Origin of the sequence: Flagellimonas onchidii (genome assembly GCF_004804315.1) — a bacterium.
Classification (GTDB): Bacteria; Bacteroidota; Bacteroidia; order Flavobacteriales; family Flavobacteriaceae; genus Flagellimonas; species Flagellimonas onchidii.
Genome location: NZ_SRXX01000024.1, coordinates 1 through 23,612, shown reverse-complemented (window position 1 = coordinate 23,612; position 23,612 = coordinate 1). Strand labels below are relative to the sequence as shown.

Below are 23,612 nucleotides of genomic sequence, written 5' to 3'. Positions count from 1 at the left end.
CTATCACTTAAGCAACGAGTGTTAATAACTTTTTATTTTACAAACTTTTTTTGAAATGCCATTTTTCGATGAAATGCACAATATTCGGCAAAAAGCCATTTTCACTGGTTGAAATACTTGTTTGAAATATAACACTTTGATTTATCTTGCCAAAAATTTATTAACAATTTATGAGTAAAAAAACCATTGCGGTTACTTCTTTCGCACTTTTTTCGTTGTTCTTTGGCGCAGGAAACCTCATTCTTCCACCTCAGCTAGGTTTTAAATCCGGTGATTTATGGTGGCTGGTTGCCATTGGGTTTTGTTTATCTGCTGTTCTAATACCGATTTTGGGAATATTGGCACATGCCAAACTACAGGGAACTATGTTCGATTTTGCCCAAAAGGTCTCTCCCACATTCAGCTTGGTATATTGTTATATTATATATGCTATTTCCATTGCACTGCCTTCTCCAAGAACTGCTTCGGTCACTCATGAAATGGCGATTCAACCAATTTGGAATTCCTCTTCTTTGTTGACCAGTATCATTTACTTTGCTCTGGTCTATGTTTTTGTGGTTAATCGATCCAAAATTCTTGATGTTATTGGCAAGTTCCTTACTCCCGGAATTTTAATAGTTCTCCTATTAATTATTGGGGCTGCAATTTTTAATATTGATTTCAATTTTGGAGCTGCCGAATTCAAAAACCCATTTACGCATGGTGTTTTGGAAGGTTACCAGACTTTTGATGCTATTGGTGCCGTGGTAGTGGGTGGTGTGATCATTATTTCCATCAATATAAAAGATACAAAGGCATCTTATGAAACCAAGAAAAGCTTGATTAGAAAAGCCGGCTGGTTTGCAGGGCTTGGATTATTCTTGATTTATGCAGGATTGATCCTCACCGGAGCGTTGTTCGGAAATTCTTTTGATGCAGATGTTTCCCGTACAGCACTTTTAAGTGGTATCAGTTTAAAAACTTGGGGCAATACCGCTACCCTTTTGCTCAGTATCTTAGTGAGTTTAGCATGCTTTACCACCGCCGTTGGAATAGTGACAGGAACCGCAGATTTTATAAAAGGCCGATTCAATGATTCCAAACGAGCTTATGTCATAACCGCAATTATCGGTTGCGTACTTGGTGTACTAATGGGCCAATTTAATGTGGGTTATATTATTGCAGTGGCCATTCCGGCTTTGATGTTCATCTATCCCATCACAATTGTATTGATTCTTTTGAACGTGGTTCCCGAGCAATACGCTTCACCCAAAATCTTTAAATGGGTGGTGCTGACAACTATTGTGTTTAGTATTCCTGACTTTTTGGGCAGCATAGGTTATGGAGATGTAATAGCTTCTTTTACTTCTTGGATTCCCTTAAGGGAATATCATATGGGTTGGGTGTTGCCCGCTTTGGTGGTTTTTGTGTTGGGTAATTTCAGTCAGCAAAATAGGGAGTGATTTCTAGTGCACTTATCGGTTTTGTATATGGCTTGTAGTGTGTAAATTAGAAAATCATTTTCGGATTAAGCACAAGCCAGATTTTTAAATTTGGCAATTTCCAAATACGCCTTAACTTGGATTAAGCAACTAAATAGCTATGAGATATATACGTTGTTACCACATGTTTTTATTTGATTTTCGTGTTAGGCAATGCTTTTTGTAATTCAGAAATTTCTTCTTCTGAAATATTATTTCCCCATTTTATAGAAATTTTTTCCAGTTCTTTCATTTTATAAACTGAACTTGGAATTGTCTCAAACTTATTTTCCCAGAGAATTAGGGTTTTTAGGTTTTTCAAATTTTCAAAACCTTTTGGTAAATCAGAGAGTTCATTCTCTCGAATATCGAACCATTCCAAATTTTCTAATTCACAGAATTCTATAGGAAGTTCTTTTATTTTGTTTTGTGAGATTACTAACTTCTCTAATTTTCTTAATTTTCCTATTTCAGAAGGAATGCTTTTAAGTTCATTCAAATCTATTCCTAAATATTTCAGATTTTCTAAACAAGTAATCTCCTTTGGAAACTCCCTGAATTTATTACTATGTAACCCTAAAGTTTTTAATTTTTTAAGTTGGCATATAGATTCATCAATTTCTGTTAAATTGTTAATATTAAAGTACAAAATTTCCAGATTATAGAATTGCTCTATTTTTTTTGGGTATTCGATTAATTCTCTCGCCTCAAGATGTAGTTCTGTCAATTTCTTTATTTCCTCCTCGGTGTAATCAAATTCAATTTTTCTTTTTTTAGTAAGTATTTCATTTTCTATTTTTTTCAGCCAATCCTTTCCATATTTTGTATTAAGATATTCAGTTGAATATTTATTATAACTTTCAACTAACTCTGGAATATTCCCAACAATGCACGAACAATTTACACTTGCATATTTGAAACCAAACTTTGATGTTATTTCATCAAACCATTCTCCATATCTGCCACAATTACCATTCGTTCCCCAAGTCAGAATTAAACCTTTTTTATCAGTAAAATGCTTTTCTGACAATTCAAAAATTCTTGATTGAAAAAGGATTAAGTTTGCCTGCGAACTATTCTCTCCATATTTTAGGACTTTATCTAATGAATTTAACTTTACGTTTATGCTGTCCTCAAGTTTTTCAAGATTTGGATTAGCATTGAAATCTGAATATTCCTTTTCAAAAATACTTTCTATACTTTGACCTATTGATAGATTTGTTAAAGTCAAAAGAACAATTAGTATGTAGTTTGTTTTACTCAATATCGTTTTTTTCAAATGTGTGGTAACGTTTAAGATATGATTTGTTTTTAATGAATTATATCGTCCGATAAGTGAAGTTTGGAAAATTCTGTTTAAAAATTCAACGCAAATTAATGAATGCCTCTTTTGGCTTGATCAATCCCTATCTGCAATTGACCTGCGTAGTATTCCCTTAAGGGAATATCGCATCGGTTGGGTGTTGCCGGCATTAAAGGTTTTTGTGTTGGGTAATTTAAGTGGACAAATGGGAAGGTAAGTTTTTAGAGTGCATTTTAGGTCTTGGCTGAGCTAAGCACGGGGTTTTAGATATGAGTTTATAATGCCGAATTATCCGCATAGCGTATAGCTCATGTTATTTTTTATTTTCTGTAATTTTCTAATATACTCGCACTAATCCAATATATATCTTGATTGCTCGTGTAAAAAAGATACTTCCCATCGGCAGTTACAAAAGGGCATAATTCGTGCTTTTCCGTGTTTATGGATTCCCCCATGTTTACGGCTTCGGACCAATTTCCTGCTTCATCCTTAAAGCTAATGTATAGATCACCGCGTCCTAGCCCATTTTTACGAATGGAGCAAAAAATCATATAAGTTTCTTGGGGCGAGATATACACATCCGCTTCGTATCTATTGGTATTTAGGGATTCGGGTAAAATTTCTGGCTGTATGAACTGTCCATTTTTAAATTCGGAACGATATATATCAAAAGCATAACGTGGCGCAGCTTCCGATTTATCTTTTGATGAGAAATATAGTGTGCCATCATTTGTGAAAGAAGCATAATATTCGTTCAACGGACCATTGATGGGTAATCCCAAGTTAAAGGGTTCAGACCATTCCGATTTTTTGCTTTCTCTCTCTATGTACCATATGTCTATATCCTCTTTTGTTTTTTTTCCATCAAGTGACCGATTGGATATGAAGTACAATCTTTTTTGGTCAGGTGATAACATTGGGTCATTATAACTTATGGAGTCGGATTCAAAAAGCTTTTTTTGAGGCGACCATACACCATCTATTAAGTTAGAAAAATAGATTTCCATAATCCCATTGTTATCTACCCCGAAATAAAATTCTGTTCCATCATTGGATAACGTGCATCCGAACTCATGTCTATCGGCTTTTGAAATAATATTAGGTGCAAATAATTCTGGTTTTGTAAAAGGTAGCTTTTGCCCAAAATAGGTCATCGCATTGTCCGTTTCCGAACCTACATTCCCCTTTACCGAATTGATCAGCTTATTTGGGTCGTAACCAATTCCATTTTTGAAAACCGTTTCTACTTCCCGAATAACTTTTGGGTTACTTTCCAAATCTCCATCAAGGACTACAATATTTGCGGTTTTGCCCATTTCAATCGTACCGATATCCGCTCTTTCTAAAAGCTTTGCACCGTTAGATGTCATAATCTGTACGGCCTCTTCCGGTTTAAATCCCGCTTCTATGAATAATTCATAATTCTTTTGGTCCCCAAATCCGGGCATATTATGAAGACCGGGGTCGAGACCTGCTACCAGTAGTCCTCCCTTTCTGAAAAATTGAAGTTCATATGCCATCGCTTTGGTTAACCATTCCTTTTTAAAGTACCAATCTTCACCTTGCTCTTGTTTACGTATCTTACGTTGGTGGTATGCATCCTGATGAAATGGGGCCATCACCTCTAGGTCTCTGGCATCAGCCCTGACGTTAGCTTGAGCTTCAAAAATAGCTAGGGTTGAACCTAAAGCAACTTTGTTTTTTATAAGTATTTGTTGCACTTTTTTCACATCATCGCTTTCGATGTCAAGATTTGTCCTGAAATCGGTATTGCCAGAGCAAACATCAGTTTCTCTTTCTGTTGCGTGGTCGTAATTGTGAATGAAGCCGTGTTCTATGGCATCAATGCCAATTTCGGCCGCTTCGGAATACGTTGTAGCACAAAGGTGCCCAGTTACTTTCAAATTATTTTTGTGTGCTTCGTCAACAATGACCTGTAAGTCTGATGGTCTAGTATTACGGTACACCTTCAACCATTTCACTCCTTTTTTTGCCCAATACCGAATGGTGTCTCTAACCGTTTCCTCATCAGTAAATCTTATAAAATTTGTTTTGCCTTTCGGTCCAGTAAAATAAGGACCTGAATTAATGATTTCCGGTCCTGGTTGTTCTCCTTTGTTAATTGATGTTGCAATTGCTAATTCTTCATAAGGATTTCCGGTTCCGCATGTCTGAATGACGGTTACACCGGATGCTAAATATAGCTTTGGTGATGTTGAGAGCATTGCCGACCTTGGAATTCTCATATGGTTATGCATTCCCACAATTCCAGGGATGATGGTCTTGCCTGTTAAATCTATTTGATAAAAATCAACTTCGACAGGAATGTCATTGGTATTTCCTATAGCTGCAATTATTCCATTTTCTATAAGTACAGTTTGGGAATCTTTGGAAGGATTTCCCGTTCCATCTAATACCTTAACATTTAGAAGGGCAACTTTTGAAGTATCAAGAGAAACAAAACTTTGGGTATAGTCTGATAAATCAACTTTTGAGGCTTGTATGGTCGGTTCTTGTTTCTGAGCACAGCCTTGTGTGGCAATAAAAAGAGCTAGTAGTGATATTGTTTTGAGTATGCTGTTCATTATTTCATATGCACCTATAAGCGAACAGGTTTTTAATCCAAAAATGTAGGCCAGATAAATTGGTCAAGACCCTCGTTTCTTTTTATTATAATGGTAAATCCCATAGGCAACCCCCACTAAAACTACAAAAGGAAGATACGAGCCAATAACAACCCCAATTTCATAGGCGCTGTCCGGCGCTTCCTGCATTTTTTGCTCTATGTCGGGTTGTTGTAAAAGAACAATCAATTTATTCATTACGTAAATTTAGATTTCTTACCTCCACTTCGCTCAGTCTGACCGTTCGAAATGACCCTAAGAACCATCAACCATTCATCAATTCTTCAATCTCCTCGGCCTCAATCGGAATATTGCGCATCAGGTTAAAAGGTTCTCCGCTTTCTTGAATGACCACATCATCTTCCAAACGAATGCCAAATCCTTCTTCTGGAATATAAATTCCAGGTTCCACAGTAAAGATCATATTGGGCTTCATAGGAGTTTTCAACGCTCCGTAATCATGGGTATCCAAACCTATATGATGACTGGTGCCATGCATAAGATATTTTTTGTAAGCGGGCCAATTGGGGTCTTCATTTTGAACATCAGCCTTATCCAAAAGTCCTAAATCCAATAATTCCGAAGTCATTATTTTGCCCACTTCTTTATGGTATTCGGCCCATAGGGTTCCTGGAACAAGCATTTTTGTAGCTTCATTCTTTACATGCAAAACAGCATTATAAACTGCTTTTTGCCTAGGGGTGAACTTACCATTTGCCGGAATGGTTCTGGTCATGTCGCTCGAATAGTTCGCATATTCTGCGGCAACATCCATCAAGACCAAATCTCCCTCCTTTAGCTGTCGGTTGTTCTCAATGTAGTGCAATACATTGGCATTGTTCCCTGCTGCAATAATTGGGGTATAGGCAAAGCCTTTAGATCTATTTCGAACAAATTCGTGCAAATACTCCGCTTCCATTTCGTACTCCCAAACCCCTGGCTTGGTGAACTTCAAAATTCTTCGGAATCCTTTTTCGGTAATGTCGCAAGCCTGTTGCATCAGCGCGATTTCCTCAGGCTCTTTTACGCCTCTGATTTCTTGAAGTATTGGATTGCTCTTTGCCCATTGATGTGCCGGAAACTCTTTTTTGCATTTTTCAATAAAACGATCTTCGCGGGTTTGGGTTTCCACAGCCTGACGATAATGTTCATTGGTATTGAAATAAATCGTATCGGCTTCCGTCATCAAGTCAAAAAACACTTTGTCAAAATCCGTCAACCAATAAATCGTTTCAATTCCTGAAACCTGGGTAGCCTGATCTTTGGTCAGTTTAGCCCCTTCCCAAACAGCAATATGCTCGTTAGTCTCTCGTACAAACAAAATCTCGTGATGCTTTTTGTCGATAGCATCGGGAAAGAGCAATAGCATGGTCTCTTCCTGATCAGCTCCACTTAAATAAAATATATCTCGGTGCTGTTCAAAAGCCATGGTGCTGTCTGCACTTATTGGATAAATATCATTGGAATTAAATACCGCAATGCTTTTGGGCTTCATTTGGGCCACAAATTTTTTGCGGTTTTTGATAAAGAGTTCGTTGCTGATTGGATGATACTTCATAGAAATAAGCTATTTGTTTCAAATGTAAAAATTTGAATATCGGCTACAAACAAAAAAGGAGCCATTATGGCTCCTTTTATACTTTAAAAATTCACTTATTTGGAAATGGCACCTTTTATCGCCCCAACAATGGCCATAATAACACCACCGCCAACGCCACCACCAGCAATGCTACCAATAATTCCTGATACATCCATTCCTCCATCGGTGCCGAGATTGAGCATACCTAAAAGGTATCCACCCAATCCACCACCCAAGATTCCCGAAATGGAGTTGCCAAGTGTCCCCAGATTAAGTTTAGGTAAAAGTTTTGCTGCTAAGTTACCACCAACGGCACCTGAAATAAGTTGAATAATCAACGGTAAGTACTCTTCCATATTTATAGTTTAAATGGTTAATCCATAAAAAATAGTCAATTTTTTATGAATATGGTAAAATAAGAAGCTATAAAATTTCATTTTATCAATTTTGAATCCTAAATGATTCTGTTTCCGCAGTTTGCCCTTGCGGTTACTTATTCATACCTTGACCAAAAGAAATAAACCTTGATTTTGATGAAAAAACTCTTCTTTTTCTGTTTCATTTTATTTTTCCAAAATGCAATCTCACAGCAATCCGCAACTGCCGGCGGCAAGGTTATGCAAGCCTTAAACAAAAAGGCTGAAATGGCCAAGACTTCATTAGTGAAGAATGTTGCCATAAAAAACATTGGACCTTCTGTGATGAGCGGACGTGTGGTTGATTTGGAGGTAAATCCAAACGATCCAACGGAGTTCTATGTAGCCTATGCTTCTGGTGGATTATGGCATACGACTTCGAATGGGATCTCGTTCGACCCGATTTTAGATAACTCGAACACTCAAAATATTGGAGATATTGCTGTCGATTGGAAAACTGGAACAATTTGGGTGGGGACAGGCGAAAACAATTCCTCCCGTTCTTCTTACGCTGGAATAGGAATTTTAAAATCCACAGATGGAGGAAAAACATGGCAAAATATGGGTCTTCATGATTCCCACCACATTGGCAGAATCTTAATCAACCCAAACAATCCTAATGATATTGTGGTGGGCGTTACAGGTCATTTGTATTCCCCAAACCAGGAAAGGGGAGTTTACAAAACCATGGACGGTGGAAACACATGGACCCGAACCCTTTTTGTAAATGATGGCACCGGAATCATAGATGTTGCCAATTCTCCCAACAACTTCAATATCCAGTACGCAGCAGCTTGGGAAAAAGATAGAAAGGCGTGGAATTTTTCAGGCAATGGTGCCACTTCCGGTATTTACAAAAGTGTTGATGGAGGTGCCAATTGGACTTTAATGACAAAGGAAGGAAGTGGTTTTCCAACCGGAGATGGTGTTGGCAGAATTGGGTTGGCAGTTTTTGATGACAATACGGTTTATGCCGTACATGACAGTCAATTTAGGCGGGACAAAAAATCGGAAAAGAAGGAGGACGGCCTGACCAAGGATGATTTTAAATCTATGAGCACCAAAACTTTTCTCGCCTTGGAGGATAAAAAACTAAATGATTATCTGAAAACAAATGGATTTCAGGAAAAATACAGAGCGCAAAATGTAAAACAGATGGTCCGAAGTGGGGCTGTAAAACCCATTGACTTGGCCAAATACTTGGAAAATGCCAATTCACTTTTGTTTGATACTCCAGTGGTTGGAGCAGAAGTATACCGTAGCGACAATGCAGGCGCTTCGTGGCAAAAAATGAACCAAGACTACATAGACGACCTCTTTTATAGCTATGGATATTATTTTGCACAGATTAGGGTTGATCCCAATAACAAAGACCGTATTTATTTGGCCGGCGTGCCCTTGATCAAATCCGAGGATGGAGGAAATACTTATACATCCATTGGCAAGGAGAATGTGCATGCGGATCATCATGCACTTTGGATAAACCCCAATAAAGCAGGTCATCTTATTAACGGAAATGATGGTGGGGTCAACATTACGTATGATGATGGTGATAATTGGATGAAGAACAATTCCCCGACCGTAGGCCAATTCTATGCCATCAACATAGACAATGAAAAACCATATAATGTGTATGGTGGGTTACAGGATAATGGTGTATGGAAAGGAGCCCATAACAGCAAAGAAAACAGGCAATGGCACCAAACCGGGAAAAATCCGTGGAAGATGATTATGGGTGGTGATGGCATGCAGGTTCAGATTGACAATAGAAACTCGGATATCGTTTACACCGGTTTTCAATTTGGAAATTATTACCGATTGAATCTTGATGATGGTAGTCAAAAGTATATTCAACCCAAACATGAATTAGGCGAATCTCCTTACAGATTCAATTGGCAGACGCCTATTTTGCTCTCCCAACACAATCAAGACATTTTGTATTTGGGAGGTAATAAATTGCATCGTTCCTTAAACCAAGGCGATGGTTGGGAAGCCATTTCCAATGATTTGACCAAGGGTGGGCGAAAAGGAAATGTAGCCTACGGCACCTTGACCTCTATTTCAGAATCTCCATTTAAGTTTGGTTTGCTCTATACCGGTAGTGATGATGGATTGGTCCACATTTCAAAAAACGGAGGAGGTAGTTGGGAAAAAATATCCAACTCCTTTCCGAAAGATTTGTGGGTCAGTGAGGTCGCAGCTTCTAAGCACAAAAAAGGAAGGGTATACGTAACATTGAACGGTTACCGCTGGGACGATTTTACTCCTTATATATATGTTAGTGAGGATTATGGCAAAAATTGGAAGAATATTTCTGCCAATATCCCAACATCTCCTGTTAACGCATTGGTAGAAGATCCTGAAAATGAAAATTTGTTGTTTGTGGGAACGGATAACGGCCTATATGCAAGTTTTAATCGGGGACAATCTTGGGAATTGTTCCAAAATGGGATTCCCAATGTGGCGGTTCATGATTTGGTAATTCAACCCGAAGCGAAGCATTTGTTGGTGGGCACACATGGTAGAAGTATTTATAAAGCAGATATTTCAACCCTGCAGCAGATGAAATCCGATGTCCTTTCGAAGGATTTAGTAGTCTTTGATGTGGAAAACATTCAACATTCCAAAAATTGGGGAAATACGTCGTACACTTGGTCCAAACCCAACACTCCAGGATTGGATGTCAATTTTTATTGTTCCGCCGCCGGACCTTGCACTGCTAAAGTGATGACCTTAAATGGCACTGAAGTAAGTTCAACAGAAATACAAGCGGACAAAGGGTTGAACATTTTGTCTTATGACCTAGCCTTTTCCAAAAAAGGAAAAAGTAACTTTCTCAAAAAGAATAAAATGAAGTTGGAAACAGCCAAAAACGGAAAAACCTATTTACCCAAAGGAAACTATGAGGTAAAAATTTCCAGCAACGGAAGTAGTGAAACCATCGAATTTAAGATAGAATAGTGGAACTGACCCTTAGTATTCCCGCACTCCTTTTTCCAGCAATCTCATTGACCATGCTGGCCTATAACGCCAGGTATTTGGCCATTGCAGCGCTAATTCGTCAATTGCATAAACAATTTGAAGAGACCGAAGCTTCCCCATTAAAAAAACAAATCCATTCACTTCGCAAAAGATTGAGCATCATCAAAAATATGCAAGCCAGTGCCATAGTCAGCTTCTTGCTTGCTGCTGTTACAATGTTTCTCATTTATGTGGAGCTCATGGTCTGGGCCAATGTGATTTTTGGGATAAGCTTGGTTTTCCTTATGATTTCTTTGATACTCTCATTGATCGAAGTACAACTTTCAACAAAAGCTTTGGGGATTCAATTAAGCAATATGGAAAAATGACTTTTTATAAATACATTTAATCTGGCCAAAAAGCATAAAGATTGAATTTAAAATAGAGTAATGAGATACTTTTTATGGATTTTCGCATTCTTTCAGTGTGCCCTTTACGCGCAAGAACGACCCCAACTTTTCTTTCGTGAAGATTTTAAGGAAACCCCAGCCGAAATTCCGGTAAGCCAGAAGCACATCAATAATGCAGAAGTGGTTATCGAATTGTTTGGAGAAGATTCGGGCCAGCTCAAAAAAAGCCATCATGACACCCCAAAGGATGACCCTTACTATGTTTGGTCAGGATTATGCAGAAGCACCTGGGCAGTCACCTTAAAGCATCGTTCAAAATTTGTCGACCTTTCCAAATTTGGAAAAATAAAATGGAGGTCCAAACAATCTGGTTTTCGTCAACTTCATATTGTGCTGAAACTTGCAGATGGCTCTTGGTTGGTAAGCGACGTTTCAGATGGTCCGTCAACAGATTGGAGAATTCGGGAATTCAATATTTCGGATATCAAATGGAAGGCTCTGGATATGAAACTAATTGCAGAAACAAAAGCAGTAAAAAAACCAGATTTGACCAAAGTAGAAGCGATAGGCTGGACCGATTTGATGACAGGAGGCAATTCAGATGCTTGCTCAAGATTGGATTGGGTTGAGGTTTACGGTTACCCTATTGAAGAATAAAGCGTAAGAATCCGTACAATACAAACGGTTCTTTCTTAATAATTTTAACTTGGAGAAGTTGACCACTGCATTGGACATTGAATAAGTCCATATGAAAGACCGCATTTAGATACACCAACTGTATTTTTTGTTATGCAAACCAACAGAAGAAATCGTATCAAATCAATTGATATGTTAAGAGGGCTGGTCATGGTCATTATGGCCCTAGACCATGTCCGCGATTATTTTCATTTTGACGCTTACTTTTTTGACCCAGCAGATATGACCAAAACCAATGTGGCGCTTTTTTGGACTCGCTTCGTAACCCATTTTTGTGCCCCGGTTTTTGTTTTCTTGGCGGGAACCTCTGCCTTCTTTGTGGGACAGCGAAGGAATAAGAAATCCTTGTCCATTTGGTTGCTCAAGAGAGGTGTTTGGCTGGTAATTGCGGAACTTACCATCATCAAATTGGCCTGGATGTTTAAACTGGACTACACCTCGATTGTACTCCAGGTGATTTGGGTATTGGGTATAAGTATGATTTTTTTAGCAGGGTTTATCCATCTACCTAAAAAACTGGTGATCGGCCTATCCTTGATTGCCGTTTTTGGACATAACCTATTGGATGGAGTAGCGCCAAGCGACCCGATTACTTCTGGTATTTGGACCTTTTTGCATGTATTTAACCTTGTGGATTTTGGCAGTTTTCAAGTTTTTGTGGGTTATCCTATGATTCCCTGGATATTTGTAATGCCCCTTGGATATTATTTTGGTGAACTTTATAGGCCCACGGTAGATTCAAAATTAAGAATCAAGCGATTGTTCCAAATGGGATTGGGAATAACCTTATTGTTTTTCGCATTTCGCGCCATCAATATTTATGGTGACCTAGTCCCTTGGTCAGAACAAGAATCCATGGGAATGACCATCGCTTCCTTTTTTAACGTTGCCAAATACCCTCCGTCTTTACAATATTTGCTAATAACCTTGGGGCCTTCCATCATGTTTTTGGCCTGGGCCGAAAACTGGCAAAACTGGTTGACCGAAAAATTAGTGGTCATTGGTCGAGTGCCCATGTTTTTCTACATACTACATCTTTATGTAATTCACTTATTGGGAGCAATTGCCGCTATACTGACCGGATTTACCTTTTCAGATATGGTTATAGATCTCTGGATAACACTGCAACCTGAACTTCAAGGATATGGTTTTCAGCTTTGGGTGGTTTATCTCGTTTGGATTGTTTTGGTGATTGCACTATATCCCATTTGTAGTTGGTATAATGATTACAAGACGGCCCATCGCGAAAAGTGGTGGCTCACCTATTTGTAACGCTCTATTTTTCAGGGACTACCATTTTTTAATTTGTATTTTTAGTTGATGATAGTCGATATTCAAAACTATTTTAAACGACATCCGAGGTTTAACAAACTGGTTGGGGACGATTACTTATTTGTGGAATATAAGTGTCCTATTGATGTTGAAAAATTTCAACTTTTTACAGACCATCATATCATTAATTATGTCATAAGTGGAAAAAAAGATTGGTTTGGCCCGGATGAAACTTTTGAAATACAAGGAGGGGATGCACTATTTGTTAGAAAGGGCGTCTATACAACACGACAGTATTTAGAAGTGGATTATTGTGTCATCCTTTTTTTTATCAATGACGACTTTGTGGCCAACTTTTTACAAGAGCATCCTACACTTAAGTTTAACAGTCAAAACAGCGACTTCAATCAGATTTATCGCATTGATGTAAATGATTCATTTGAATCTTTGATTCAAAGTCTATTCTCCTATTTTAAACAAGGAGGGGAAATTCCCAAGAGCTTGGTGGAAATCAAATTTCGTGAGCTCATGTTCAACATCTTCTTGAATCCAAAGAACAGATTGTTGGCAGAATATCTGTTTTCCCTTTACAATAGGGAAAAGACAGATATGGAATACATAATGCTAAAAAATTTTCAGTATGATCTTGGACTGGATGAATTTGCTCGGTTATGCGGGCGAAGTCTGTCTACTTTCAAAAGGGATTTTAAGGCACATTTTAAGGAAACTCCTGGGAATTGGATTAGGAACAAGCGCCTTGAATGTGCCAAAACACTTCTCAACCAATCATCGCTTACCATCAACGAAATCTGTTACGAAAGTGGGTTCAAGAACCCTTCTCACTTTAACAAGGCCTTTAAAGAAAAATATCATCTGCCTCCCCAGCAGTTCAGGGCTTCACTTCAATAAGCATTTATCCTACTGACTATTAGTTTATAATGTGAGCTTCAAAACAAATAGTTTGAACTTTTAAGAAAACCCAGTGCAGCATGGTTGTTCCAATTTTGCAATGTAATCAAAAAGCAAAACCATGGAAACAACAACTATCAAAACAAAAAACTGGATTCAGCTTGCCCATACTTTGGGTAAAGACTTTGCCCAAAGAGCCAGCTTAAATGACAATCAGGCCACATTTGTTCATGAAAACTATGATCAGTTAAAGGCTGAACGTTTTTTTTCAGCCCTAATTCCAACAGAACTTGGCGGAGCAGGTATTTCTTATTCCGAAATGTGCCAGATCATCTCCGTTTTTGGACAATATTGTGGCTCAACTGCTTTGGCTTTCTCTATGCATCAGCATTTGGTGGCCGCCGCCGTTTGGAAATACAAAACCAAAGGGGAAGCAGCCGAAACACTCCTTAAGATTGCAGCAAATCAATTGGTTTTGGTGAGTACCGGAGCCAAAGATTGGTTGGGTTCCAATGGAACTTTAAAAAAGGTCGATGGCGGATATTTGTTTTCTGCCAAGAAATATTTTGCAAGTCAATCGGTTGTGGGAGATGTTGCAGTGACCAGCTCCGTACTTGCTAATGCAGATGGAAGTTCATCGGTATTACATTTTTCTTCACCGCTAAAGCAAGATGGAGTTTCTTTATTAGATGACTGGAACACTTTGGGCATGCGCGCAACGGGCTCACAGACCATTGTTTTTGAAGACGTCTTTGTTCCTGAAGAAGCTATTGCCTTAAAAAGGGAAAGAAACGAATTTCATCCGGTTTGGAATGTAGTACTAACGGTGGCCATGCCCTTAATTATGTCCGCTTACGTTGGAATTGCCCAAAAAGCAGAAGCGTTGTCCATTACTGCTGCACAAAAAGCCGGTCAAAACCATTTGCCCTATGCCATAGGGAAGCTTCACAACACCTTTTTGGGGTGTAAATCGCAGTGGTTAGCAATGCAAGCCCTGACCAATAATTTTGATTTTACTCCTTCATCGAAAAGCACAGCGGATATACTTTCCCTAAAAACCAATGTATCCGATTTAGCAAGAGAAACGGTAAGCCAAGCTCTGGAAATTACAGGTGGCCAAAGTTTTTACAAGAAGCATCTTCTAGAACGATTGTTTAGAGATGTTCAAGCCTCTCAATTTCACTCGCTACCAAAATGGAACCAGTATGAGTTTACAGGAAAACAGCTTATCAGCACAGATTAATTATACAAAAACAAGCATTAAAAAAATCAGAAATTATGAAAAGTACCATTTTATACGCATCTCTTTTTTGCCTAAGCCTAGCAAGAGGGTTGAATGCCCAGGAAAAGAACCTGTTAGCCTATCATACTAATTTTAACGTTGAAAAAGCAATAGTAAAAAGGCATAAGAGTAATCACTATTGGAAAGAAGTTGGCCCAATCTCGCATTCCAACCAAGTAGGTTCACTACAACAAAGAATAGCACGTTTTGACATTACCCAACTGGATGAATATGATGTAAATGAGCCATCAACATATACGGTGGTTTTTCGTGAAAAGAACTCTTCGATTTATGCAAAGTATAACGCTTTTGGCAATTTAATAAGTACTATCGAACGTCATACAAATGTAAAAGTCCCTCAAAATCTAGGTCGTGAAATTGCCATTCGATACCCTGGGTGGTCTTTTAAAAATAGTACGTTAATCATCAAATACAGAAAAAAAGGAAAAATCAATATAGCTTTTAAGGTTCAAATCTTAAATAGTAGTAAAAAAAGGGTTTTAAAATTACCCGTATAAAATGATATCGCATGTGGCCGTACAAGGTCATGTGCGATTTCTTTAATGGAATTTCCTATCTTTAATACTCTTAACCCCTTCCGATTGTAGAAACAACATCGGAATGTTATTTTGAGTGTGCAATCGGTAAGAGACATAGCGTTTTTTAAGAATATCAAAGAAGTTAGGGAGTGCGAATTTGGAGTCTTCTATTTTTTTGATGGTCTGGTCATTTCTGAAGTCAAGGAAGGGGTGGTCTTTAATTGGTCCATGGCACAAAAAATTATCTCTGTTGCTTATGAGGTAATAGGAAAGGATGTTCCTATTGCCTACATTTCGAATAGGATCAACACGTACTCTGTAGTGCCCGCTGACTGGTTAAAATTCTATATACACAGACATCAGCTGGAATTTTATTCCGTGGTAAGCCAGAATAAAAGTGGGTTTGCCAGTCTTATTTTGGAAAAGATATTCTTTCGCAACGGCATCCAACAGTTTTCCAAGCTCGAGGATGCCATTGAATGGAGCATGGCCAAAATAGCTAAGAAAAAAGACTTTTGGTTGAAAAGTAAAAGAAATCTACTTCTTTTTAAGCTTTATATTTCTAAATTTAATAGTCCCGTTCCCCATGGCCTGAAGCCCAATGTGTCCTTCCATTAAGGTATCCTTTTCTATGCTAGAGGTGAGCACATCGTTCACATAGACTTTTATATTTCCGTTGTCCGTAACCGCCTTGTAGCTGTTCCATTTGTTTAAGGTTTCAACAATTTCATAGGGTTTCACCTTGGTCACAATAGATCCTGTTCTAAAATCCTGATTGGGGTGCAAATCCCAGATGTTGAGTTCATGACAATCTTCGGCCGACATTTCCGGTCTTGCGCATTGCACAAATACCCCTGAATTGATAGTACTATCGGGTTGGAATTCCAAACTCAATTCAAAATTTTTATATCGATCATGGGTAATTACAAATCCAGAAGTACTATCAGCTACTCCAATAAGTTCGTTGTTCACAAATTCCCATTTTGAATCTCCGTCTACAAACCATGCGTCACTATTTTCTTCAAAAAGTGATATTGTTTTGGCTTCTTTAGACTTGCATCCATGAGAAAAAATAACGGAAGCCGCAACAAGCAGCGCTCCCATAAAAAGGATTGGTTTTTTCATTTGTTTTTATTTTGTGTTTAAACTTCCTATATGAAACAAGGCGTCGCCTTGGTTAACGACCGCTTGATTATTGATACAAAAAACGTAGCCCTCAAAAGGGGCCTTTATCTTTTTGTTTTTCTTGGCATAGGTATCGGTTACCAGCCCCAAAATTTGCCCTTTGGTAACGAGCTTTCCATTATCAACTTCGGGAACAAACATTCCAGCTCTAGGAGCACGGATCCATCTGGTATGATTTAAATGTATGGACGGCTTTTGTTTTGCCAGTCCTTTTTTGGATATCATTCCAAACTCCCCCATCACATTTTGGATGCCTTCCATCCCTTTTTGGATGGAATTTTCATCAAACCGCATACTTTCCCCTGCTTCGAATACAATTGTAGGGATTCCCATTTTGAATGTCGTTTTTCTGAATGAGCCATTGATTTGTCGAGAAGCAAAATGAAATGGTGCATTAAAAACTTCTGCCAACTCCTTGCTTTTAGCATCTTCAGCCGAATATCGAATCTGTGGAAAATTGTGTCGCTGACTTCCACCAGTATGTAGATCAATGCCAAAATCAACCTGAGGCAGAATTTCAGAAGTATATGTATGGGCAATCCGGCTAGCCAAAGAACCTGCACGAGTGCCAGGAAAGCTCCGGTTTACATCCTTTCCATCGGGAACATCCCTTGAAAAATGTATGAAGCCAAAGATGTTAAGAATGGGCACCACTATGACCGCTCCTTTTTTAATGTTGAACGCATTCTCTTGGAGCATTCGTCTCAAGGTCTCCACCCCATTGATCTCATCACCGTGCAATCCCGCCTGAACCAAAACCGTTGGGCCCGCTTTTTTTCCATTAAACACATGTACCGGAATATCGATAAGTGTTCCGGTGGGCAAGCGTGATATTCCTATTCGAACCAGGCTATTCTGTCCAGGGGAAATAACTTCGCCATTTATGGTTATGGTTTTATTTTCTTCGTCTACGTCCATTTTTTTCCACAAATTGTATGATGTGTTTGGCCACATTAACACCTGAAGCGGCCTCAATCCCTTGAAGTCCGGGAGAAGCGTTAACTTCTATTAAAACAGGGCCTTTTCTAGAGCGCATTAGATCAACACCTGCCACTCCCAAACCTAAATATTTTGTTGCATTTAAGGCAATAAACTGCTCTTTGGCAGTAGGTTTTATGGCTACCGTACTAGCGCCGCGATGCACATTGGACCTAAAATCGTCCAAATCACTGATTCGCTTCATGCTCGCTACCACTTTGTTGCCCACCACAATGATTCGAATATCTTCTCCGTTGGCCTCTTCAATATATTTTTGAAGTAAAATACTGGTGTCCATTTTATACAAAGTGTCTATAATGGATTTAGCAGATTTTTGCGTCTCTGCGAGAATCACTCCGCTTCCATGTGTTCCTTCTTGAAGTTTAATGATTACCGGTGGCCCGCCCAATAGTTTGATTTGCTCACCAATATTATCTGGGTTAATGGAAAAAACAGTTTCCGGAATTGGAATCCCCTTTCGCGCCATAATCTGCAATGTTCGAACCTTGTTTCTTGCCCGGGTAATTCCCAACGATCTTGCCGTACTGAAAACATTGTTCATTTCAAATTGTTTCACTATGGCGGCACCATGTCGTGTCACCTTTGCCCCAATTCGTGGGATGATGGCATCAAACTCGTCAGTGACATTTTCTTCTCCCAAATAAATTTGGGGTTTGCCCTCTCCCAATTTTACAGAACATTTGGTATGGTCTATCAGTTCCACGTAGTGTCCCGCGTTCTGTGCTTCCTCAACAATTCTTTTTGTGGAATGCACGTTAAGGCTTACAGATAATATGGCGATATCCACTTAGTTTGGTTTATGTTAAAAACGACCTTAATATCGGTTAAAAATCCCAAACTATGGATTGATACTCAAATTTTTAAATGATAAAAATCAAAGAAAAGCGCCACAGCTTAAAATCAATCTAAATAACCTTCTTTGGAATGTTGAAAGTTTGTTAAAAACTCATTGTGCCGTAAATTTGTGGATAAAACCAATGCTAATGAGTGGATTGATAAAATCTTCGATAGCCCGTAAAGTAGTGATGGCACTTTCGGGTCTTTTTTTAGTTACTTTTCTTGTTTTACATGTTACCATAAACCTTGCCTCTGTTATCTCACCTGATTTTTTTAACGAAGCTTCCCATTTTATGGGATACAATGTTTTGGTACAGTACATTATGCAACCTATTTTGATTGTAGGTGTTATTGTTCATTTTGTTATGGGTTTTGTTCTTGAAATCCAAAACAAAAAGGCAAGAGGAGTCAGCTATGTAAAATATAAAGGAAGTGCAAATGCTTCGTGGGTTTCAAGGAATATGATTTACTCCGGGCTTGTGATTTTGGCTTTTTTGTTAGTGCACTTTTATGATTTTTGGATTCATGAAATGACCTACAAATACATCGAGGCAAAACCAGAAAATCCAACGCGCTATTACGCTGAAACAGTTGAAAAATTTGCAGACCCTGTACGTACCATTGGCTATGTAATTTCCTTTGTACTGTTGAGCTTGCATCTATGGCATGGCTTTTCTTCATCACTTCAGAGTATGGGAGTAAACAACAAGTATACCCCCGCTTTAAAAACATTCACAAAGCTATTTGCTGTGGTAGTGCCTTTAGCTTTTGCCTTTATTGCATTATATCACCACTTTAACCCAATAACACATTAATTATGGGCATATTGGATTCAAAAATCCCATCCGGTCCTTTGGCCGATAAATGGACCAAACATAAAAATGATATTAACCTGGTCAACCCAGCCAACAAACGTAACATAGATGTTATTGTAGTTGGAACTGGTTTGGCAGGTGGAGCTGCTGCGGCTACATTGGCCGAGTTGGGTTATAACGTAAAGACCTTTTGCTATCAAGACTCCCCACGGCGTGCACACTCTATTGCTGCGCAAGGAGGTATTAATGCTGCTAAAAATTATCAAGGTGATGGGGACAGCCCATACCGTTTATTCTATGACACCATAAAAGGTGGTGACTATAGATCTAGGGAGGCCAACGTGTACCGTTTGGCTGAAGAATCGGCAAACATCATTGACCAGTGTGTGGCTCAAGGGGTTCCCTTTGCCCGCGAATATGGCGGTCTTTTGGACAACCGCTCTTTTGGAGGGGTTTTGGTTTCCAGAACCTTTTATGCCAAAGGACAGACTGGACAACAGCTTTTATTAGGAGCTTACTCAGCCATGAACCGTCAAATAAATCGTGGTAAAATTCAAGCCTACAACCGTCATGAAATGATGGATTTAGTTTTGGTCGATGGAAAAGCTCGGGGAATTATCGCGAGGGATATGGTTTCAGGAGAAATTCAACGACATAGTGCCCATGCAGTAGTTTTGGCTACGGGAGGGTACGGAAATGTTTTCTTCCTATCCACTAACGCAATGGGAAGTAATGTGATGGCAGCTTGGAGAGCTCACCGAAGAGGAGCATTCTTTGCAAACCCATGCTATACGCAAATCCACCCAACTTGTATTCCGGTTTCAGGAGAGCATCAGTCCAAATTGACCTTGATGTCCGAATCGCTGAGGAACGACGGTCGTATTTGGGTACCCAAACGCATGGAAGACGCCGTTGCCATTCGAGAAGGCAAGTTGAAACCAACCCAGCTTTCAGAAGATGAACGTGATTACTATTTGGAAAGAAGATATCCGGCATTTGGTAACCTTGTTCCAAGGGATGTAGCTTCAAGAGCCGCCAAAGAACGATGCGATGCAGGTTTTGGTGTGAACAAGACCGGAGAAGCGGTTTATTTGGATTTTGCCTCGGCAATAGAACGTTATGGAAAGGAAAAGGCCCTAACATCTGGTATTAAAGACCCCGACAAGGAAACCATTACCAAATTGGGAGAAGAAGTGGTTGAGGCCAAATATGGAAACCTCTTCCAGATGTATGAAAAAATTGTGGATGAAAATCCCTATAAAACCCCAATGATGATATATCCTGCGGTACATTATACCATGGGTGGACTTTGGGTGGATTATAACCTTCAAACCACCATCCCAGGTTGTTACTGTGCCGGCGAGGCAAATTTTAGTGATCACGGAGCTAACCGTTTGGGTGCTTCGGCCTTGATGCAAGGTTTGGCTGATGGTTATTTTGTATTACCCTATACCATTGGTGATTATTTATCCAACGATATTAGAACTGGGGAGATTTCTACCGATTCGACTGAATTCGATGCTGCAGAAAAAGCCGTTCGTGACCGTATGGAAAAATTGATGTCCGGCACTGGAATCCACTCCGTTGACCATTACCACAAGAAGCTTGGTAAAATCATGTGGAACAAATGCGGTATGTCCAGAAATGAAAAGGAATTGAAAGAGGCGATCAAAGAGATTGCAGCGTTACGAAAGGATTTCTGGGAAAACGTAAAAGTTCCGGGCAACGTGGATTCAAAGAACCAAGAATTAGAAAAAGCCGGAAGGGTAGCCGATTTCTTGGAGCTTGGCGAGCTGTTCGCCAAAGACGCATTGCACAGAAACGAGTCTTGCGGGGGACATTTCCGTGAGGAGTACCAGACCGAAGAGGGAGAAGCGCTTCGTGATGATAAAAACTTTAAGTATGTAGCCGCTTGGGAGTTTAAGGGTGAACCTAAAGATGCTGAATTACACAAGGAGGATTTGGTTTACGAAAACATTGAATTAAAAACGAGAAGTTACAAGTAACTTGATTATTCGTTAAAAGCTAAATGTTAACGGTGAGTGACATAAAAACATTTGAAGATTTGGAATGCTGGAAATCTGGCACAAAGTTGCGAAAAGTAATCTCCAAAGTCATCAAAGTGTTCCCAGATTATGAAAAATATGAGTTAACCTCTCAAATGAGACGAGCCTCTAGGTCTGTTACTCATAATATCGCCGAAGGCTATGGTCGTTTTCATTTTAAAGAGAACGCACAATTTTGCAGAACTTCCAGAGGTTCAGTTTATGAATTATTGGACCAAATATTGGTCGCACTTGATGAAGAATACATCGACAAAGAAAAATATAATGAGTTAAGAGTTATGATTTTTGATTGTCTCAAAATTTTAAATGGGTATATCAATTATTTGGTAAAAGCAGATAATTCCAAATAACATTTAACCCATTAACCTATAACTAAGAATAACGAAGTTATGAAGCTAACATTAAAAATATGGCGTCAAAAAGACGCTTCTTCAAAAGGACAGATGGTAGACTATACCCTCGACGGCGTTGAAGGAGATATGTCTTTTTTGGAAATGCTCGATATCCTAAACGAGGAGCTTATCTCCAAAGGAGAAGAGCCTGTGGAATTTGACCATGATTGTAGGGAAGGTATTTGTGGAACGTGCTCATTACAAATCAATGGAGAGCCTCATGGCCCAGATAGATTGGTAACCACTTGCCAGTTGCACATGCGAAAATTCAATGATGGAGATACCATTGTTATTGAGCCTTTTAGGGCAAAAGCATTCCCGGTTATCAAAGATTTGATTGTAGATAGAAGCTCTTTTGACCGTATTCAACAAGCTGGGGGTTATATTTCGGTGAACACTTCTGGAAATACGGTGGATGCCAATGCCATTCCAATTCGAAAAGAAGATGCAGACAAAGCCATGGATGCTGCCACTTGCATTGGATGTGGAGCCTGTGTGGCGGCTTGTAAAAATGCAAGTGCCATGCTGTTTACCTCAGCAAAAGTTTCTCAATTTGTTTTGTTGCCCCAAGGTCAAGTGGAAGCTGTGGATCGTGTACAAAACATGGTGCGCCAAATGGACTTGGAAGGTTTTGGAAATTGCACCAATACCGGGGCTTGTGAAATCGAATGCCCTAAAGGCATTTCTTTGGAGAACATTGCACGTATGAACAGGGAATATCTTTCCGCTTCGATGAAAGGATAAAAACCAAAGCTTAAATAACAAATACCAAAGCCCAAACTCGAATGGAGTTTGGGCTTTTAAATTCATGTGCAAACCTAGGCCTACGCTGTTTTTAATAGTATATATGTGCTCTTAATTAGAGTCCCCCTCCACAATCAACAGGACTTTCATCTTGAATATTCCAATTATAGGGGTCGGCGCTTAAAGTATCATGAGCATCTTCTGCCCCTGGGGTAAGGTCGCAAGAATATTGGAGCCCAACAGCTCCCAATTCAATACCTGTTGGTATTTGTGCCTCGCCTTGATCCAAAGTGGCCCAGCCTATCAAGGTGTTGCCATAGTTATCCGTGGACATTGCCGTATTGTTCAGCATATTCTCCATATTGGTCACACTTGAAATATCCCAATTGCCCAGGTTTTGGTCAAATGCAGTTGCACCAGTGAACATATTTTGCATGGTCGTCACATTTTGGGTCTTCCAATTGCCGATATCACCGTTAAAGGCTTTGGCTAAATTAAACATAGCCAGCATATTAATCACATTCTCAGTATTCCAGGTTTCCAGCCCAATGCCCTCAAAAGAAGATGCATCAAAGAACATGTTGCCCATACCTATGTTTTGGCCATTTAGGTTCCAGCCACTCAGGTCACCATTAAAGTTATAGCAACTTTGAAACATTTGATTAAAGAAAGAAACCTGTGAAAGGTCGGGTACATCCTTGGCATTATAGACCATGTTGACGCATCCACGGAATGCACTGTTCATACTCCTCCATTCAATAGTGCCCCACTGCTGTATGCTCTTAAGGTTGGATGGCGTTGTTTGAATTGGTGTCGTATAAATAGCAGGAAAATCACCATAAATGGCTACCGTATAAACACCAGAAGTTTCGTAAAAATGGGAAACACCAATTTCTCCTGAGATGCTTATTTGCTCTATCTCACCATCGCCCCAATCCACCGTAAAATCATAAGTGTAATTAGGGTCTATGCCAATAGCAATTTTTTCATTGGCCATAGTGGTCTCCCAAGTGGTGACAAAGGAGTTTGGGTCTTCTGCCAGGGTTTCAACAATGTTCTTAACGGTAATGGCCACACCGATATCCGCGGTAAGCTCCCCGTCGCTGATCTGTACAACTATGTT

General features: G+C 39.3%; 22 protein-coding genes. 13 read left to right on the top strand and 9 right to left on the bottom strand.

Translation table 11 applies throughout. The annotated features are described in order from the left end of the window. Positions 1–170 precede the first annotated feature (170 nt). Entirely contained in the window at positions 171–1,442 is a 1,272-nt protein-coding gene (brnQ, locus tag E4661_RS17570; protein WP_136468778.1) for a branched-chain amino acid transport system II carrier protein, read from the top strand. 169 nt (positions 1,443–1,611) lie between these two features. Here brnQ and E4661_RS17565 read toward each other — a convergent pair whose 3' ends face one another. The 5 genes from E4661_RS17565 to E4661_RS17550 all read right to left on the bottom strand — a co-directional run bounded on the left by E4661_RS17565 (position 1,612) and on the right by E4661_RS17550 (position 7,322). Beyond that, positions 1,612–2,739 carry a leucine-rich repeat domain-containing protein gene (locus E4661_RS17565; protein ID WP_168796417.1) on the bottom strand — a complete coding sequence of 376 codons (1,128 nt, stop codon included), beginning with the start codon at positions 2,737–2,739 and terminating at the stop codon, positions 1,612–1,614. A gap of 344 nt (positions 2,740–3,083) precedes the next feature. Further along, positions 3,084–5,348, bottom strand: a complete 2,265-nt coding sequence (locus E4661_RS17560; protein WP_136468776.1) for an amidohydrolase family protein — start codon at positions 5,346–5,348, stop codon at positions 3,084–3,086. A gap of 63 nt (positions 5,349–5,411) precedes the next feature. Continuing rightward, positions 5,412–5,585: a DUF4448 domain-containing protein gene (locus E4661_RS19170; RefSeq protein ID WP_168796416.1), complete on the bottom strand. Its 174-nt coding sequence runs from the start codon at positions 5,583–5,585 to the stop codon at positions 5,412–5,414. A gap of 67 nt (positions 5,586–5,652) precedes the next feature. Beyond that, entirely contained in the window at positions 5,653–6,945 is a 1,293-nt protein-coding gene (locus tag E4661_RS17555; RefSeq protein WP_136468775.1) for an aminopeptidase P family protein, read from the bottom strand. A 95-nt stretch (positions 6,946–7,040) separates the two neighbouring features. After that, positions 7,041–7,322 (bottom strand): hypothetical protein, encoded by a 282-nt coding sequence (locus E4661_RS17550; RefSeq protein WP_136468774.1) that lies wholly within the window; start codon positions 7,320–7,322, stop codon positions 7,041–7,043. Positions 7,323–7,499: 177 nt separating this feature from the next. Here E4661_RS17550 and E4661_RS17545 point away from each other — a divergent pair, with 177 nt between their 5' ends. The 8 genes from E4661_RS17545 to E4661_RS17510 all read left to right on the top strand — a co-directional run bounded on the left by E4661_RS17545 (position 7,500) and on the right by E4661_RS17510 (position 16,069). Next, positions 7,500–10,343 (top strand): beta propeller repeat protein, encoded by a 2,844-nt coding sequence (locus E4661_RS17545; protein ID WP_136468773.1) that lies wholly within the window; start codon positions 7,500–7,502, stop codon positions 10,341–10,343. Next, positions 10,343–10,732, top strand: coding sequence for a DUF2721 domain-containing protein (locus E4661_RS17540; RefSeq protein WP_136468772.1), 390 nt, complete (start codon positions 10,343–10,345; stop codon positions 10,730–10,732). The genes E4661_RS17545 and E4661_RS17540 overlap by 1 nt, the downstream gene beginning before the upstream one ends. A 60-nt stretch (positions 10,733–10,792) precedes the next feature. Beyond that, the gene (locus E4661_RS17535; protein WP_136468771.1) at positions 10,793–11,410 is read left to right on the top strand and encodes a hypothetical protein; all 618 of its coding nucleotides are present in this window, start codon (positions 10,793–10,795) and stop codon (positions 11,408–11,410) included. 132 nt (positions 11,411–11,542) lie between these two features. Further along, positions 11,543–12,721 carry an acetyltransferase domain-containing protein gene (locus E4661_RS17530; protein ID WP_136468770.1) on the top strand — a complete coding sequence of 393 codons (1,179 nt, stop codon included), beginning with the start codon at positions 11,543–11,545 and terminating at the stop codon, positions 12,719–12,721. A gap of 48 nt (positions 12,722–12,769) precedes the next feature. Further along, positions 12,770–13,630: a helix-turn-helix domain-containing protein gene (locus E4661_RS17525; RefSeq protein ID WP_240751522.1), complete on the top strand. Its 861-nt coding sequence runs from the start codon at positions 12,770–12,772 to the stop codon at positions 13,628–13,630. Between the two features lie 121 nt (positions 13,631–13,751). Next, positions 13,752–14,873, top strand: a complete 1,122-nt coding sequence (locus E4661_RS17520; protein ID WP_136468769.1) for an acyl-CoA dehydrogenase family protein — start codon at positions 13,752–13,754, stop codon at positions 14,871–14,873. A gap of 35 nt (positions 14,874–14,908) precedes the next feature. Continuing rightward, positions 14,909–15,430 (top strand): hypothetical protein, encoded by a 522-nt coding sequence (locus E4661_RS17515; RefSeq protein ID WP_136468768.1) that lies wholly within the window; start codon positions 14,909–14,911, stop codon positions 15,428–15,430. Between the two features lie 111 nt (positions 15,431–15,541). Next, positions 15,542–16,069, top strand: coding sequence for a hypothetical protein (locus tag E4661_RS17510; protein ID WP_205728979.1), 528 nt, complete (start codon positions 15,542–15,544; stop codon positions 16,067–16,069). Here E4661_RS17510 and E4661_RS17505 read toward each other — a convergent pair. The 3 genes from E4661_RS17505 to E4661_RS17495 are packed head-to-tail and all read right to left on the bottom strand — an operon-like array spanning position 15,989 to position 18,422. Then, positions 15,989–16,576, bottom strand: coding sequence for a 3-keto-disaccharide hydrolase (locus E4661_RS17505; RefSeq protein ID WP_136468767.1), 588 nt, complete (start codon positions 16,574–16,576; stop codon positions 15,989–15,991). The genes E4661_RS17510 and E4661_RS17505 overlap by 81 nt on opposite strands. A 6-nt stretch (positions 16,577–16,582) precedes the next feature. Then, the gene (locus E4661_RS17500) at positions 16,583–17,554 is read right to left on the bottom strand and encodes a succinylglutamate desuccinylase/aspartoacylase family protein (protein ID WP_136468766.1); all 972 of its coding nucleotides are present in this window, start codon (positions 17,552–17,554) and stop codon (positions 16,583–16,585) included. Further along, positions 17,532–18,422 carry a RimK family alpha-L-glutamate ligase gene (locus E4661_RS17495; RefSeq protein WP_136468765.1) on the bottom strand — a complete coding sequence of 297 codons (891 nt, stop codon included), beginning with the start codon at positions 18,420–18,422 and terminating at the stop codon, positions 17,532–17,534. The genes E4661_RS17500 and E4661_RS17495 overlap by 23 nt, the downstream gene beginning before the upstream one ends. A 196-nt stretch (positions 18,423–18,618) precedes the next feature. On the opposite strand from E4661_RS17495, the gene E4661_RS17490 reads away from it, so the two are divergent. From E4661_RS17490 to E4661_RS17475, 4 genes are read left to right on the top strand one after another with little or no spacing between them, the layout of a single operon-like run. Beyond that, a complete protein-coding gene (locus E4661_RS17490) occupies positions 18,619–19,287 on the top strand; it encodes a succinate dehydrogenase cytochrome b subunit (protein WP_136468764.1) in 669 nt (222 codons plus the stop codon). A gap of 2 nt (positions 19,288–19,289) precedes the next feature. Further along, positions 19,290–21,293 carry a fumarate reductase/succinate dehydrogenase flavoprotein subunit gene (locus E4661_RS17485; RefSeq protein WP_136468763.1) on the top strand — a complete coding sequence of 668 codons (2,004 nt, stop codon included), beginning with the start codon at positions 19,290–19,292 and terminating at the stop codon, positions 21,291–21,293. 32 nt (positions 21,294–21,325) lie between these two features. Next, positions 21,326–21,703 carry a four helix bundle protein gene (locus E4661_RS17480; RefSeq protein ID WP_136468762.1) on the top strand — a complete coding sequence of 126 codons (378 nt, stop codon included), beginning with the start codon at positions 21,326–21,328 and terminating at the stop codon, positions 21,701–21,703. Between the two features lie 39 nt (positions 21,704–21,742). Continuing rightward, positions 21,743–22,489, top strand: a complete 747-nt coding sequence (locus tag E4661_RS17475) for a succinate dehydrogenase/fumarate reductase iron-sulfur subunit (protein WP_136468761.1) — start codon at positions 21,743–21,745, stop codon at positions 22,487–22,489. Positions 22,490–22,604: 115 nt separating this feature from the next. Here the strand turns inward: E4661_RS17475 and E4661_RS17470 are convergent. After that, positions 22,605–23,612: BspA family leucine-rich repeat surface protein (locus tag E4661_RS17470; RefSeq protein ID WP_136468760.1), on the bottom strand; the 1,008-nt coding region annotated here is incomplete at its 5' end.

What these genes read in the sequence shown, in the direction of transcription:
- E4661_RS17505 (WP_136468767.1), bottom strand. Translation starts at nt 16,576, where the DNA reads ATGAAAAAACCAATCCTTTTTATGGGAGCGCTGCTTGTTGCGGCTTCC.
- E4661_RS17520 (WP_136468769.1), top strand. Translation starts at nt 13,752, where the DNA reads ATGGAAACAACAACTATCAAAACAAAAAACTGGATTCAGCTTGCCCAT.
- E4661_RS17535 (WP_136468771.1), top strand. Translation starts at nt 10,793, where the DNA reads ATGAGATACTTTTTATGGATTTTCGCATTCTTTCAGTGTGCCCTTTAC.
- E4661_RS17475 (WP_136468761.1), top strand. Translation starts at nt 21,743, where the DNA reads ATGAAGCTAACATTAAAAATATGGCGTCAAAAAGACGCTTCTTCAAAA.
- brnQ (WP_136468778.1), top strand. Translation starts at nt 171, where the DNA reads ATGAGTAAAAAAACCATTGCGGTTACTTCTTTCGCACTTTTTTCGTTG.
- E4661_RS17485 (WP_136468763.1), top strand. Translation starts at nt 19,290, where the DNA reads ATGGGCATATTGGATTCAAAAATCCCATCCGGTCCTTTGGCCGATAAA.
- E4661_RS17515 (WP_136468768.1), top strand. Translation starts at nt 14,909, where the DNA reads ATGAAAAGTACCATTTTATACGCATCTCTTTTTTGCCTAAGCCTAGCA.
- E4661_RS17560 (WP_136468776.1), bottom strand. Translation starts at nt 5,348, where the DNA reads ATGAACAGCATACTCAAAACAATATCACTACTAGCTCTTTTTATTGCC.
- E4661_RS17490 (WP_136468764.1), top strand. Translation starts at nt 18,619, where the DNA reads ATGAGTGGATTGATAAAATCTTCGATAGCCCGTAAAGTAGTGATGGCA.
- E4661_RS17525 (WP_240751522.1), top strand. Translation starts at nt 12,770, where the DNA reads ATGATAGTCGATATTCAAAACTATTTTAAACGACATCCGAGGTTTAAC.
- E4661_RS17550 (WP_136468774.1), bottom strand. Translation starts at nt 7,322, where the DNA reads ATGGAAGAGTACTTACCGTTGATTATTCAACTTATTTCAGGTGCCGTT.
- E4661_RS17500 (WP_136468766.1), bottom strand. Translation starts at nt 17,554, where the DNA reads ATGGACGTAGACGAAGAAAATAAAACCATAACCATAAATGGCGAAGTT.
- E4661_RS19170 (WP_168796416.1), bottom strand. Translation starts at nt 5,585, where the DNA reads ATGAATAAATTGATTGTTCTTTTACAACAACCCGACATAGAGCAAAAA.
- E4661_RS17555 (WP_136468775.1), bottom strand. Translation starts at nt 6,945, where the DNA reads ATGAAGTATCATCCAATCAGCAACGAACTCTTTATCAAAAACCGCAAA.
- E4661_RS17545 (WP_136468773.1), top strand. Translation starts at nt 7,500, where the DNA reads ATGAAAAAACTCTTCTTTTTCTGTTTCATTTTATTTTTCCAAAATGCA.
- E4661_RS17530 (WP_136468770.1), top strand. Translation starts at nt 11,543, where the DNA reads ATGCAAACCAACAGAAGAAATCGTATCAAATCAATTGATATGTTAAGA.